Source organism: Clostridium senegalense JC122 (genome assembly GCF_000285575.1).
Lineage (GTDB): Bacteria > Bacillota > Clostridia > Clostridiales > Clostridiaceae > Clostridium_J > Clostridium_J senegalense.
The window spans coordinates 32,401-47,196 of sequence record NZ_HE611050.1; the positions used below are offsets into that span (position 1 = coordinate 32,401).

The 14,796-nt window shown below is 27.1% G+C and carries 9 protein-coding genes and 1 tRNA gene; 4 read left to right on the forward strand and 6 right to left on the reverse strand.

Annotated features, from left to right (window positions below):
* Positions 1-93: 93 nt before the first annotated feature.
* Positions 94-789, reverse strand: coding sequence for an energy-coupling factor transporter transmembrane component T (locus CSGHG_RS00495; RefSeq protein ID WP_010291672.1), 696 nt, complete (start codon positions 787-789; stop codon positions 94-96).
* On the reverse strand, positions 789-1,391 hold the full coding sequence (locus CSGHG_RS00500) for an MptD family putative ECF transporter S component (RefSeq protein ID WP_010291673.1): 603 nt from the start codon (positions 1,389-1,391) through the stop codon (positions 789-791). The genes CSGHG_RS00495 and CSGHG_RS00500 overlap by 1 nt, the downstream gene beginning before the upstream one ends.
* A gap of 484 nt (positions 1,392-1,875) precedes the next feature.
* On the opposite strand from CSGHG_RS00500, the gene CSGHG_RS00505 reads away from it, so the two are divergent.
* Both CSGHG_RS00505 and CSGHG_RS00510 read left to right on the forward strand, forming a co-directional pair.
* Positions 1,876-4,353: a GxGYxYP domain-containing protein gene (locus CSGHG_RS00505; protein WP_010291675.1), complete on the forward strand. Its 2,478-nt coding sequence runs from the start codon at positions 1,876-1,878 to the stop codon at positions 4,351-4,353.
* A gap of 187 nt (positions 4,354-4,540) precedes the next feature.
* Entirely contained in the window at positions 4,541-5,530 is a 990-nt protein-coding gene (locus CSGHG_RS00510; RefSeq protein ID WP_010291676.1) for a DUF4003 family protein, read from the forward strand.
* 70 nt (positions 5,531-5,600) lie between these two features.
* Here the strand turns inward: CSGHG_RS00510 and CSGHG_RS00515 are convergent, their stop codons facing one another.
* The 3 genes from CSGHG_RS00515 to CSGHG_RS00525 form a co-directional block, all read right to left on the reverse strand.
* Positions 5,601-6,938 (reverse strand): MATE family efflux transporter, encoded by a 1,338-nt coding sequence (locus CSGHG_RS00515; protein ID WP_010291677.1) that lies wholly within the window; start codon positions 6,936-6,938, stop codon positions 5,601-5,603.
* Between the two features lie 346 nt (positions 6,939-7,284).
* A complete protein-coding gene (locus tag CSGHG_RS00520) occupies positions 7,285-7,965 on the reverse strand; it encodes an HD domain-containing protein (protein WP_010291678.1) in 681 nt (226 codons plus the stop codon).
* Positions 7,966-8,373: 408 nt separating this feature from the next.
* On the reverse strand, positions 8,374-10,284 hold the full coding sequence (locus CSGHG_RS00525) for an ABC-F family ATP-binding cassette domain-containing protein (RefSeq protein WP_010291680.1): 1,911 nt from the start codon (positions 10,282-10,284) through the stop codon (positions 8,374-8,376).
* Positions 10,285-11,038: 754 nt separating this feature from the next.
* On the opposite strand from CSGHG_RS00525, the gene glsA reads away from it, so the two are divergent.
* Positions 11,039-11,953 carry a glutaminase A gene (gene glsA, locus CSGHG_RS00530; RefSeq protein ID WP_010291681.1) on the forward strand — a complete coding sequence of 305 codons (915 nt, stop codon included), beginning with the start codon at positions 11,039-11,041 and terminating at the stop codon, positions 11,951-11,953.
* Positions 11,954-12,006: 53 nt separating this feature from the next.
* On the opposite strand, the gene CSGHG_RS00535 is transcribed toward glsA, so the two are convergent.
* Positions 12,007-13,365: an alanine/glycine:cation symporter family protein gene (locus CSGHG_RS00535; protein WP_010291683.1), complete on the reverse strand. Its 1,359-nt coding sequence runs from the start codon at positions 13,363-13,365 to the stop codon at positions 12,007-12,009.
* A gap of 816 nt (positions 13,366-14,181) precedes the next feature.
* Between CSGHG_RS00535 and CSGHG_RS00540 the strand changes: the two genes are divergently transcribed.
* Positions 14,182-14,263: transfer RNA gene (locus tag CSGHG_RS00540), tRNA-Leu, on the forward strand.
* Positions 14,264-14,796 lie beyond the last annotated feature (533 nt).

Here is a 14,796-nt window from a genome sequence, read left to right on the forward strand (position 1 = left end):
TACTTATTTTTCTCAACTGATAACAAAAATTTTATGTATAAATTTAAATTGGAGCTTGTTTCTCTATATATTTTAAAAACATAAATTTTACTTTTAAATTTGAATTTTCACAGTAAATGCAATTATCATACAAACCACACCTACAACCAAAGAAAAATAATCTTGAAAATGAAATTTAATATTTATTACACTAGTTTTAGGTACAGGATTTTCAATTCCCCTTGTTATTGCAGCTTCACTTAATTCTTCTGCAGTATGTGTTGCAGATATTAATAATGGAACATATACACACTCAACCTTTTTTACAATACCTTTTATTCCTCTTAACTTCATTGCGTCTTTAATGTATGAATATTCTTCTTTAATAGAAGGAAAATAACGTATAGTAATAGCTAAGGGTATTAAAATTTTTTGTGGAACTTTCCACTTTCTTAAAGACAACATGATTAGCCTTACTGGGGTGGTCTTAACTATAAGTGTACCAATCATCAAACAAGGAAGTATTTTCCTTGCATAAACTGCAAGGACATTAAAAGTCATTACAAGTATAGTTGGTAACACTGGTATTACATAAAATTGAATTAATATTAATGAAAAAAAAACTGTTACTAATTTTAAAATTGATTTGAAACATCCACATAATGATATAAGCATCATAAGGAGTAAAACCACTGCTATCTCAATATATACCTGTGTAGTTGAAAAAATAATAATATTAGTTATAAATAATAATACTAGCTTAGTTCTCGGGTCTAAATTCAAATAACTTTCATTTGATACACTTTCCATTAAACAATACCTGCTTTTTGGAAATGTTTTTTCAACATTGATTTACCAATAAATCCACCTATTATTGCACAAATTATAGTTACAATTATCATACCTATAAAAGACCATCCAGAAACCATTGTTGATATCTTTTCAACATAAGATGGATCCATACCCATCTCTATTATTGATTGGATAAAACTATCATGAAATAACCACAATGGTAGTGGTGAGCCAATCATTCCAAGTGAAAATACACAATAAGCAAATAAATTACCTTTAAAACTTTTATATCCAAAAGAACTACGAATTACCTCAGCAATTAATCCTGTAACTACATAAGTTGCTAATATTACCCATGTACATTCTCCTGTAACTAAATATATAATTCCTGTTATAGTACTCATAATAAATACTGGACCAGCTTTTTCAATTTTGGCTGTTAATAACATATATATAACACCGCAAACAACTGCTAAGATTCCAGGATATAGTAACCATATAACAGGTGCTATTGCAACTAAAATCATAACTAATATAGTTATGACAAAATATATCGCTGTAAAAATACCTATAGTAACTAAATCCTTTGTTTGTAACTTATTAGTTTTTAAGTTAGACATACTACAACTCCTCCTTTTAACTTTAATTATTATTTAAATTAACTTTTTTACATACTCCCATCTCCTTATACAATTTTTTATGTATTTTTTAAATACACTATAGGGTTCCAAGTTGACTTTTAAAATTATCTATCCACAAACTTGGGTACCAAAAATAGTAAGATATGCTCCGAATCACTTAGAATTCAACAATGTATCTTGTATAAAAATATTTTAAGGTTATTGAATAAATTTAAATTTGAGCTTGTTTCCCTATATTTCTAAGACTTTGTAATGTCCTCCTTATTAATTTCAAGTATATATTTACGGCAATTGATAATCAATATCAATCAATCATTCTTGTCCTATACTGTATTAACATTGACTATTAGTGATATTTTAAAATTATATAAATGCTTACATATAAAATTTTTATTAAGCACATCCTATATATATCTATAAATTTATAATAAAATTTTATACTATTTTATGGAGGTGATAATAATTGAATAAAAAACTTAAAAATCATATTTCTTTTTTATTAATGTTTTTATGTATGTTCTACGGTATATTAATAAAGCCACAAAACATCAAAGCATATGATACTCCACTAAACACTGTGAATCTTGTGTTAGATGTATCAAACCCATCACATTACAATCAAGTCCCTGAAACTTTCCGTAAAACTTCTGATATTTCAAGTATAAAAAATAATGCTAATTTAAATCTTACTGGCCTAGATAAGTTAAATATCTCTGGTAGTCATCAATTTTCTGGACATAATTTACCTATTTTAATAAAAAACATAGATACAAAGCTTCCAATAACAGTTGTTGATTTAAGACAAGAATCTCATGGATTTATAAATAGCTTCCCTGTTAGTTGGGCAAACACTCAAAATAATGCTAATGTAGGCTTATCCAAAGATGAAGTTCTTAAAAAAGAAAAAAATGATTTAGATAGTATTAAGTTAGGTGTGCCTATAAAAGTTTATAACAATCCTAATTTCACTGTAGTCCCAACTACTGTTGAAAATGAAGAGAAACTTGTTACTTCTAACTCACTATCATATATCCGTATTCCTGTTACTGATAATAATCTGCCTACAGATGATATGGTTGATTACTTCATTAAAACGGTAAAGTCACAACCGAAAAATACATGGCTTCATTTTCACTGCAAACATGGTGTAGGTCGAACCACAACATTTATGGTTATGTATGATATGGTTAAAAACTATAAAGATGTTTCAGCTGAAGATATTATAAAAAGACAAATATTACTAGGTAATTTAAAAGACACTCCAATTAAACCTTTTTATGATAAGAATTCTCTTGCATTTTTACAGAACTTTTATAAGTACTGTAAAGAAAACGGTGATAATTTTAACATTAAATATAGCGATTGGAAAAAAACTACAACTACAAGCAATAGTTTTTTTCCTATTGCTTTTTTATCTAATTCTTCCTCTAAATCTTACTACATAAAAAATTCTAAAACTCCAACTACTTTATATGTCATTTCACAAAATGCAATGACTGCTAGTGAAAGAACAATGATATCTACTCTTCAAGGAATAGTTAATCCTAAATGTTCTTCTCAGATATATACACTTAACTCTTCCCAACCTGATTATGAAATATGGCTAAATGATTTGAAAAATAATTACGGTATTATATGTAAAAATATTTCAGACCCTTGGGAATTATTGAATATATTTAAAGATTATACTGATGGATATGTGCTTTATAATAATGCTTCTTTAAAAAATCCTTCAATAAATAATGCATGTTCTTTTGCATCATTAAATAATTGCATTGCTATTGATGAAACACTTCAAGACAAAGTAAAATCTCAAGGTATAACAAAAATTAAAGGAGATTGTAGAAATACTGATAAGAACTGGGCTTATGATAATTTATGGGATAAAGGTTTAAATCACTCAATAGTAATTCAACTTTCTCCTGAAAAAGACACTGCTTTAAGAGATTATGCTATAATGACTAAATCCTTGATATTTTATGAAGATAGTGTAAGTGACACCTCTCTTAGAGATAAAATATTTTCATCTATGGAACTAGACTCTATTTGTTTAGGTTGGGGCCCTGATGAATTTACAAATGTAAGTACAACATCAAAATATGGTGTAGGTATGGTTGCTGCAGATTGGTCTTATAACTTAACTGTATTAAGTGCATTTGATTCATTACCTGTTAATCAAAAATTATCGCAAAATACTCCCGATAAAAAAAATGCTCATTATGTAACATTTATAATATCCGATGGTGATAATCAACAATGGAACCTTGGAAGTAATTATGGTTCTTTAAAGTGGTTCGGATCTCCATATAGAGGACAATTTAATTTAGGTTGGTCTCTAAGTCCATCATTATTTTTTTTATCTCCTACTGTATTTGATTTATATTATAAAACTGCTTCTAATGGAACTAATAGTGATTATTTTATAGTTTCTCCATCAGGTAATGGATATATATATCCTAGTAAATTTAATACAAATGCTCTAACATCATATACTACTAGATTAAATGAATATATGAAAAAGACCGATGAAAAATATGTTGCAATTATAGACGATTCATCTTTTTATAATAATGAACTTTGGGATAAATTTACTATTAAATCTAATATAGATGGATTATTTTATCTTGATTATCATAGACATGACAACTATCACGGAAAGATTAATTGGTCTAATAATAAACCTATAGTATCCTGTAGGGATTTGCTTTGGAGTAACTTAGAGGATGAAGATACTTTAATTAAGAATATAAATGATAGAGTTAAATCAGGTCAAACAGACATTCATGATGCTAATAGCTATACCTTTGTTTATGTTCATGCTTGGAGTAAAGATTTAAGTAATGTTAAATATGCTGTTGATAAGCTTAAAGAAAATCCTAACGTTGAAATAGTAACTCCTAAAATATTTATGGAAATTATATCTAAGAATGTTACGCACTAATTAAAAATATTTCATTATTAGTTATATATAATAATTAAGGGTTTATTTTTTAATTTTGTAATTTTTTTGTAATTTTAACCATTAAATTCTATGTTAGAATAATTTTTATAATAATATTATTACTTACTAAATCATTAAAATAACATGATAATTTTAAAATTTATCTTACTTTTATGGGGGAAACAATATGATTTGTGATAAATTAAATTTAATGATACATAATTGCCATGGTTTAGATGAAGTTCATGGTACTTTTGGAATGAGTCTTTTTAAAAAATGCAATGCTTTAAATGTAACATTAAAAGATAAAAATGTTGATTCTGAAAAAATTAATATGGCTATTAATTTAATCAAAGGTAAAACGTCTATATTTTCAAATTTTAGAGGAAATAATCTATTAACTTTAGCTGTAAATATTTCACTTACTGATAATATGGAGGCTAGTTTAGAGGAAATTATAAATATATATAATAAATTAAAAGAACAATTTTTTTCAAACCAATATCTTGTTTTAGCAGCTCAAGTTATTTTTGATGCAAAAGATAGGGTTAATACAAATGATGCTATAATAAATACAAGAACTGTATATAATCTTATGAAAAACAATCATAGATTTTTAACTGGTCACGAGGATATAGCTTGTGCTGCTATGATTGCTACAACTTCTAAGAATTATGATGAAACTTTTAATGAAATAGAAAAATGTTATACTATTCTTAAAAAACATGGACTTTGGAGCGGAAATAACCTTCAAACATTATCTCATGTATTGTGCTTTATAAATCTTCCAGCAGAAGATAAGTGTAAAAAAGTTGTTGAGCTTAAAGAAAAACTTGAAACCTACAATGTTCCTTTAAAAAGTTATTCTTTGCCACTTTTAGGTATAGCCTCTTTTGTCACAGATGACACTGATGCTTTTGCTAAAACTGTTGTTACTACAAGTAATGAATTAAAAAAAGAAAAAGGTTTTGGGACCATTTCTATGGGAGCATTGATTAGGAATATGATTTCTGCATCTTTAGTAACTTCAATGTATATTGATACCATGGATGACGTTATTAAAGAGAATTTAATAAATACTACAAACAATGTTGCATTAACTGTTGCAATTGCAATAGAAATAGCTACAATGGCAGCTGTTTCATCTGCCGCTGCAGCATCTAGTGCTAGTAACTAGTTTAAACTATTAAATTTAATAAACCATTGAAAAATGAATTATTATTTTTCAATGGTTTTATTATTTTTACTTAAATTTTATTCCATCTTCCACTTTTTATATATACAAAAGATATAGTTACAGAAATAAATGTTGCTATTGGCGCTGCAATACCTATTCCTAGTAAACTAGTTGGTATATAAACACTTAATATATACGCTAATGGTACACGAATTAAAATTGATGCTAAAATTCCATTAATCATGGTGAACTTAGTTTTTCCACATCCATTTAAGAAACCATTTTGACAAAACCCAAAGGCAACTAGCATGAAATCAATACTAAATGTTCTCATATATTGTGCTCCTGCCAAAGTTACATCTGGATCTGCTTTAAACATATGCATAATTGACTGAGCATTTATTTGGGCCCAGGCAAAGAATACTATGGAACATAAAAAAGCAAGTAACATACTAGCATTTAAAGCTTTTTTAGCACGTTCTGGTTTATTAGCCCCAATATTTTGCGCTGTAATTGATGTTATTGCACCTGAAAATGCAATGGCTGGAAGCATTGCAAACATATCAAATTTACTGGCTATTCCCACTGCTGCTGCTGGAACTACTCCTAAAGTATTTATAATAGCTGTTATAATTAAAAAAGATACTGAAACCATTGTTTCTTGAAGCGATACTGGTATCCCTAGCTTTATAAGCTTTAATGCTTTATCCTTATGTATTTTAAAGTTTTTAAATTTAAACTGAAATATAAAATTTCTTTTGCTTAAATAAATAATAGCTAGTAGTACACTAACACCTTGAGATGCTATAGTAGCTATTGCTGCTCCTGATGGACCTAATTTAAATTTTCCAACCAAAATTAAATCAAGAACGATATTGGTAATACAAGCAATTGCAATAAAAATCATAGGGCTTTTAGAATCACCTATTCCTCTTAACATGGCACTAATACCATTATACCCAAAAATAAATATTATTCCTGCTGAGCAAATTAGAACATATTCTTTTGCTCCACTAAATGCTTCTACTGGTGTTCTTAACATTTTTAAAAATGATGGTGTTAAAAACATCATAACTATAGTAAACAAAATTGCAAAACCAACAAATAATGTTAGCATAGTACTTATTGTTTCAACTGTATCTTTTTCCTTTTCCGCACCAAAGTATTGAGCTATTAATATGGTTCCCCCCATAGTTAATCCTGATATTAAGCTCGTCAATATTTGCATAACTTGACTTCCAATTGATACTGCGGATATACTAATTGAACTTCCAAACCATCCTACTATAGCCATATCAACGGCTCCATATAAAGCTTGTATAAAGTTTGCGATTAAAAATGGTATAGCAAACATCAGTAAGGATTTATAAATGTTGCCTTCTGTTAAAATTTTATTGTTTTTTTCCATTTTACCCCTTCTCCCAATTATTTAATTATTACTAAAAAAGCCGGATAAGTCAGTTAACGATAGTTAACCATCTTATCCGGCATATATTACAAATATATCCTCCGATGACATTATTGATAATATCATATAAAAAAAATAATTGTCAATAAAAACTTTTAAATTTATATTTTTAATATATAGTGTTCTAAGTTCACTTTTAAAATTATCCATTCAAAAACTTGGATACCTAAAATAGTGAGACATGCTCCGAATCACCTAGAATTCAACACTGTATCTTGTATAAAAATATTTTAAGGTTATTGAATAAATTTAAATTGGAGCTTGTTTCCCTATACAAATCTAATTTTTAAGATTGATTGTTAAGCTTATTGTAATACTCATCTATAAGCTTATATGAAGCTTCTTTTATATCACTATTTTGTAGTTCATCTATTTTAGATTTTGCTTCTAACTTATTTTCATCTAAAGTACTATTATTATCTTTAAAGAGTTTTGCTATTTTATCTGCTGCCCTTACAGTTTCAACAACTTTCAAATAATTTTCATCTTTTATCTCTTCTGTATATTTAGATCCTTTATGCCATCTTACTGCCAATATTATAAGCTCTTTAGCTTTATCATCACAATTTAAAATTTTATCCATATTTTCTTCCAAATATTTTGCACCAACTTTATTATGTTCATCACCAGTATGCTTTTGAATATCATGAAGTAATGCTGAAATTCCAACTATATCTTTATATTTTTCATCCATTCCTAACTCATCAAAAAGTATTAATGATATTTCTTTTACTTTTTTACTATGCTCTACTAGCTCTTCAGCATCTTTTTCACCTAATGATTTATTTATTTCTCTTATTTTTTTTAATACCTCTTCTTCATTATATGTAATATTGCTACCATTTTCATTTATGGTATTAGTACTTATACTTTTAGAATGATTTTTATTTTTTACATATATAAAACTGCCGCTAATTAAACTGATTATAGATATACCACACAAAATAATTATCAATTTTTTTCTCAAGATCATACCTCCAGTATATATAAGATTTTTCTAGTTAAGAATTAAGAGTGAATAGTTAACAGTTGTGGTTATTACTACTCACTTCGTTCCTAGTAATTCTCAACGTATCTTTTTATAAATTTGCAAAGCAAATTATATGATTAAATTAAAAGAAACTAATTTCCGGTTTTATCCTCAAACCTTAACTGTTAATTTCTAATTTTTTAACTAACTATATTTATACTTACTTTTTTAACTAATAACAAAGATTTGATGGATAAATTTAAACTTATTTATTGCTTAAAACAATTTTATATTTTAACCTTGTCAGTTTAATATCAAAAGTTTAAATTTTTATTAAATATAACCACTTAAACTAAATAAGCCATTTAAAGATAGTTTTAAAAACTATCTTTAAATGGCGTTATTTTAACTATTCTTCTGCTCTTCTATTCTATCTGCAAGCTCATTTAGGTATACCCATCTTTCCATTAAATAATCAAGTTCACCTTTTAATGTCTCTTGAGCTTTTAATAGCTCTTGTAACTTCACAAAATCGCTTCCATTTTTAGCTATTTCTTTTTCTATATTTTCTATTTCTTCTTCTTTTGATGAAATATTATCATCTATTTCTTCATATTCTTTCTGTTCTTTAAAGGAGAATTTTAGTGGTTTATCTTTTTTCCTATTTTTATATTCAGTTTTTTCTTTAACCTCTTTTTTATCCCCTTCTTCTTTTAAAAATGCTTCTTCATAATCTTTATAATCACTATAGTTTCCTGTAATTTCTATAATTTCACCATTTCCTCTAAAAGAAAGTATTTTGTTAGCTACTCTATTTAAAAAATATCTATCGTGAGATACAGTTATTACTGTGCCATTAAACTCCTCTAAATATTGCTCAAGTATTGCTAAAGTGTCAATATCTAAATCATTGGTAGGCTCATCTAAAAATAATACATTAGGACTCTCCATAAGTATTTTTAGTAGATATAATCTTCTTCTTTCACCACCTGAAAGTTTATTTATAGGTGTATACTGACTAGGTCCTTCAAATAAAAATCTTTCAAGCATTTGAGATGCAGATATTTTACTTCCATCATTAGTTGTTATAAATTCCGCACTTTCTTTTATATAATCTATAGCTCTTAGATCATAATTCATATCTTCATTTTCTTGTGAAAAATATCCAAGTTTTACTGTGTCTCCAAAGGTAATTACTCCACTGTCTGGTTTTAATTTATCACTTAAAATATTTAAAAGAGTAGACTTTCCTATCCCATTATTTCCTATTATTCCAACTCTATCTTCTTTAGTGGCTATATAGTTAAAATCTTTTATTATAAGTTTATCATCAAAATTTTTACTTATATTTTCAGCTTCTATTATTTTTTTACCAAGTCTGCTACTGCCAGTACTTATATTAACTTTTTCACTACTTATATCAATTTTTCCATTTTTAATTTCTTCAAATCTATCAAGTCTTGCCTTTTGCTTAGTACTTCTTGCCTTTGCACCTCTTTTTACCCATTCAAGCTCTCTTCTATATAAATTTTGTCTTTTTCTTTCAAGACTCTCTTGCATTTCCATACGTTCTATTCTTTTCTCAACAAAAACAGAATAATTTCCATCATATGTATATAAATTACCTTTTTCTATTTCAAAAATTTTATTTGCAACCCTATCTAAAAAATATCTATCATGAGTAATCATAAGCAATGCACATTTTCTTACTTTCAATTCATTTTCAAGCCATTCAATAGCCTCATTGTCCATATGATTTGTAGGCTCATCTAATATCAAAAGATCACACTGTGCAATTAAACTACTAGCTAATGCTATTCTTTTTCTTTGTCCACCGGATAATTTTTTCACTTTTTCATTAAAGTTATTTACTCCAAGTTTCGTTAAAATTCTTTTAGCATCACTTTCAACTTGCCATCCATTTAAAGCATCCATTTTATTTTGTAATGCTGTTAATTTATTTTGAAATTTAGTATTAGTACTATCCTTCTCTAGATTATATACTGTCTCTTCATATTCTCTTAAAACTTTCATAACTTCTGAAGATCCTTTAAACACTAAATCTAAAACATTATCTTCATCATCGTAAAACACTTCTTGAGCTAAATATTCTACTCTTAACCCATTCATTTTTACTATAGTTCCATTCTCATAATTTTCTATTCCAGCAACAATTTTCAAAAGAGTTGATTTACCAGCACCATTTACTCCTATAATCCCAATTTTATCTTCACTAGAAATCGTTAATTTTATATCATTTAGTAAAATTTTATCACTATAGCTTTTAGTTATATTATCTAAAGTTATTAAATTCATTTATTACCATCCTCTTGCTTTAATTTATCTATATGACTCCAAGTTTACTTATAAGATATTTTATCTTAATACTTGGAAGTCTAAAAGAATGACGCAAGCTCGTAAGTATCTAAAGTAAGTACTTTCTTATAACATGAAAATATTTTCAAATTATTTAACAGATTTAAACTTGAGCTTGTATCCATATAATACTTAAATAAATTATATACTATATTAAATTTTTCTGCTAGTTTACCTTTAAAATATGTAAAGTTATACTTTTAACACATATTATTATTTAATCCGTGTTTTTTACCACATTTTACATATTTTTTCTATATAAAGTTACTAAATTTATATATTAATAACATTTTTTTAATATAATTTAAGTTTAGTAATTGATTTTCACTTAAAAAGCATATATACTCAATGTATAGTATTTTGTTAATAATTTGATTATTATTTTATTTCACAAGAAAATTTTATTATTATTTATTTTTTATTTTTATAGCAATTCAAATTCATAAATTCTTAGTTGTGTTTACATATTCAAAATTGTCTTAATACTTTTTATATTAAAACTGATATAACAATTAAGTTTTTGCTGAATGTTTTGCTTTGTATTTATTTTAATATTATACAAATATTGTTTTTAGTTTTTCAAAATTAAAGTCTTTTGCATAATATAATTCATATTATAGATGATATAATTATATTTATAATAATTTTAAAAGACTTTAACAAAAAAACATTGAGATTATAAAGGAGTGGACTTATGAAAAGAATTTTAGATAATATTATTGAAAAAAGTAGAGATTGGACTCAAAAAGGTGCTGTAGCAGATTACATTCCTGAGCTTGCAAAAGCTGATCCAAATGTTTTAGGAATATGCATCACTACATTAGATGGAAAAGAGTACTATTCAGGAGACTATGATACTAGTTTTACTATTCAAAGTATATCTAAGGTTATAACCTTAATGGTTGCAATATTACAAAACGGATCAGAATATGTTTTTTCTAAGGTTGGTATGGAACCTACAGAACTTGCGTTCAACTCTATAACAAATCTTGAAACCAGCCCCCAGAAAAAACCTTTAAACCCAATGATAAATGCAGGAGCTATAGCTGTTACTTCTTTATTAAACGGAGAAAGTCCTGAAGATAAAATTAAAACTATCCTTAATTTCACAAGAAAAATTTGTGAAAATGATACTATTGAGATAAATGAAGATGTTTATAGAAGCGAAAAAGCTACTGGAGATAGAAATAGAGCACTTGCTTATTACATGAAAGGTAACGGCATAATAGAAGGTGAAGTTGAAGAAATTCTTGATGTTTACTTCAAAGCATGTTCTATGGAAGTTACTTGCAGAGATTTAGCTAGAATCGGAGCTATGCTTGCTAATGACGGTGTACTTATAAACGGTGAAAGAATTATATCTAGAGATATATGCAGAATGATAAAAACTATAATGGTTACTTGCGGAATGTATGATGCATCTGGTAAATTCGCTGTACATATTGGAATCCCTTCTAAAAGTGGAGTTGGCGGTGGTATAATGGCTGCTGTTCCTAGAAGAATGGGCATTGGTTTAGTTGGACCTGCTCTAGATTCTAAAGGAAATAGTTGTGGTGGATTAAAAGTTTTAGAATACCTTTCTACTGAATTAGATTTAAGTATATTCTAATATACTCTTAAGATAAAGAAGGAAACGTTAATCTTAACGTTTCCTTTATATTTTTATTTTTTTAACTCATCATAATCCTTTGTGGCTTTAACAACTAATCTACTTAATACTAATAATGCTATTAAATTAGGAATAACCATTAATCCATTAAAAGTATCTGCTAACTGCCATACTAAATCAACTTTTAGTGTGGATCCAATAATAACTACTATCATAACTAATATTCTATATGGTGTTAATCCTTTTTTTCCAAATAAAAACTTTATGTTATTTTCTCCAAAGAAATACCATCCAATTATTGTTGAGAACGCAAAGAATAATAAACATATTGCTACAAAAACATCACCAAAACCACCTAATGTTAATTCAAATGCTCTTTGTGTTAATTGTATACCTGTTAAGTTTCCTTCATTTAATGCTCCACTTGTTATTATAACTAATGCTGTTAATGTAAGAATTACAAATGTATCTATGAATACACTTACTATAGCCACAGATCCTTGTTCACTTGGATGTTTAACATTTGCAACTGCATGAGCATGTGGAGTTGAACCCATTCCTGCTTCATTAGAAAATAATCCTCTTGAAACACCATATCTTACAGCCTGTCTTATAGTTATACCTATTGCACCACCAACTACAGCTTGTGGATTAAAAGCTCCTACAAAAATAGCTTTAAATGCTGGAAGTAACTGATTTCCATTCATAGCAATTACTATTACTCCAACAAGTATATACATACCAGCCATAAATGGAACAACTTTTTCTGTTACAGATGCTATACGTCCCATACCTCCGAAAAATACAAAACCACCTATAATTGAAACTATTATACCTACTATTAATGGAGAAACTCCAAAGGAATTGTTAAAAGCATCTGATATGGAATTTGCTTGAACTGCATTCCCCATAAATCCTAATGCTAATGTACATGATATAGCAAAAAATACAGATAAAAATCCACCAATTTTTTTATTTTTAATACCATTTTTAATATAATAAGCTGGTCCTCCTGTAACTTCGCCTTCAACTCTAGTTTTAAACAATTGAGCTAGAACAGCTTCTGCATATATTGTAGACATTCCTAAAAATGCACTGACCCACATCCAGAATATAGCACCAGGTCCACCAGCAGCAATTGCTGTAGCAGCTCCTGCAAGGTTTCCTGTTCCTACTTGTGCAGCAATTGCTGTAGCTACAGCTTGGAAAGAACTCATACCATCTTTGCCTGCTTTTTTTCCTTTTAAATTTATACCACCAAAAACCCTTTTAAAACCTTCACCAAACTTTCTAACCTGAACAAACTTTAACCTAATCGTAAAAAATATTCCTGTACCTAATAGCAACACTAATAAAACACTACTCCAAAGCACCTCATTTAAATTGGTAATAGCATTCAGTAATCCATCCATAAATAATCCTCCTATAGTATTGATTAAATTTTTGCTATTTAAATTTAAATTTGCTTACATAGAGGCACAAAATAAATTCTATTAATTTTGTATCTCTAATATAATTTTTATCACCTTCTTATTACCTTAATTTAAAATAAATATTTTAAGTAATTAATTAAACTAATTAATATTAGAGCTTTATATTTTGTAAATGCTATTAGTTACTACAAATAACTAACTTTTATTTGTTATTTTTTCTAACGTTTAATTTTATATTTTTTATAATGATAAATTGCTTCAATATATATGTACCTATTTTCTCTAGTGGTTATTACTAATCACGTTGCTCCTAGTAATTCTCAACGTATTTTTAACTTTAAGAAACTTACGCTCAGCTTCATCAATAATTTTTAATTCTTATTCCTTAACTAACTATATTTGTATGGTATTTTGAACTAATCTTATATATACTTTAAAAATATTCTTTTCAACTTACGAATATACCTTATTTCTATCATTAATACATATTTAACCATTTATTAATTAATTCAATTAATATGAAGCTATTGCATATGATATTAATTGAATTATACCTATAATAAAATATATATTATATATACCAGTATTAAATTTTATTTAATAAGTTTTTTAATACTCTATAATTATTGTTTAAAATTTACTTTCTTATTTTAATATATTTAAATTATTTTTTTAGCTTTTTTTAATAATGTAATTATTTTCTATTACCTTTAGTTAAATTTGGAACTTTTTTATAAAAAACTATTGATTTTTAATATGTATCATGCTAAAATAAATATTGTCAGTTGGCAATTTGCTAGTGTGGCGGAATGGCAGACGCATTCGACTCAAAATCGAACGGGAAACCGTACGAGTTCGACTCTCGTCACTAGCACCAAAAACATGGTTTTTTATAAACCATGTTTTTTGTTTTGTCTATAAATAATTATATAAGGTTTTAATGTAACTTTTAAACTTATTCATTTATCAAATGAGAAAACTCAAATTAATATTTTATCAATAACTAACACATTATTTTAATTAAGAGTTAATAGTGAATAGTTAACAGTTATGGTTATTACTACTCACTTTGCTCCTAGTAATTCTCAACGTATTTTTGAATCTACAAAATTAAAACTTCTAAATAAGCAATTATCCAAGACTTTTATTCCATAACAAGTGGGACAGGTTCATTTTCGGATATTTTCTTCGCTTAACTGTAGATTCCATAATTACTGTATACCCATAACAAAATAAGCAAAGAACCAGTACCTAACATGTACGCTGCTTTGCAGCTCAAATACTGGTTCTTTGCTCGATAATTTATTTTATCTCCCCTTTTTATTGAGTACTAGAGTTTTTTTCTTTAAAACTCTCTACATCAACTAAATAATCAATTCACCCAAGTTCTATCTTCATCACAAATGGGAC

What these genes read in the sequence shown, in the direction of transcription:
- CSGHG_RS00510 (WP_010291676.1), top strand. Translation starts at nt 4,541, where the DNA reads ATGATTTGTGATAAATTAAATTTAATGATACATAATTGCCATGGTTTA.
- CSGHG_RS00500 (WP_010291673.1), bottom strand. Translation starts at nt 1,391, where the DNA reads ATGTCTAACTTAAAAACTAATAAGTTACAAACAAAGGATTTAGTTACT.
- CSGHG_RS00495 (WP_010291672.1), bottom strand. Translation starts at nt 789, where the DNA reads ATGGAAAGTGTATCAAATGAAAGTTATTTGAATTTAGACCCGAGAACT.
- CSGHG_RS00515 (WP_010291677.1), bottom strand. Translation starts at nt 6,938, where the DNA reads ATGGAAAAAAACAATAAAATTTTAACAGAAGGCAACATTTATAAATCC.
- CSGHG_RS00525 (WP_010291680.1), bottom strand. Translation starts at nt 10,284, where the DNA reads ATGAATTTAATAACTTTAGATAATATAACTAAAAGCTATAGTGATAAA.
- CSGHG_RS00535 (WP_010291683.1), bottom strand. Translation starts at nt 13,365, where the DNA reads ATGGATGGATTACTGAATGCTATTACCAATTTAAATGAGGTGCTTTGG.
- glsA (WP_010291681.1), top strand. Translation starts at nt 11,039, where the DNA reads ATGAAAAGAATTTTAGATAATATTATTGAAAAAAGTAGAGATTGGACT.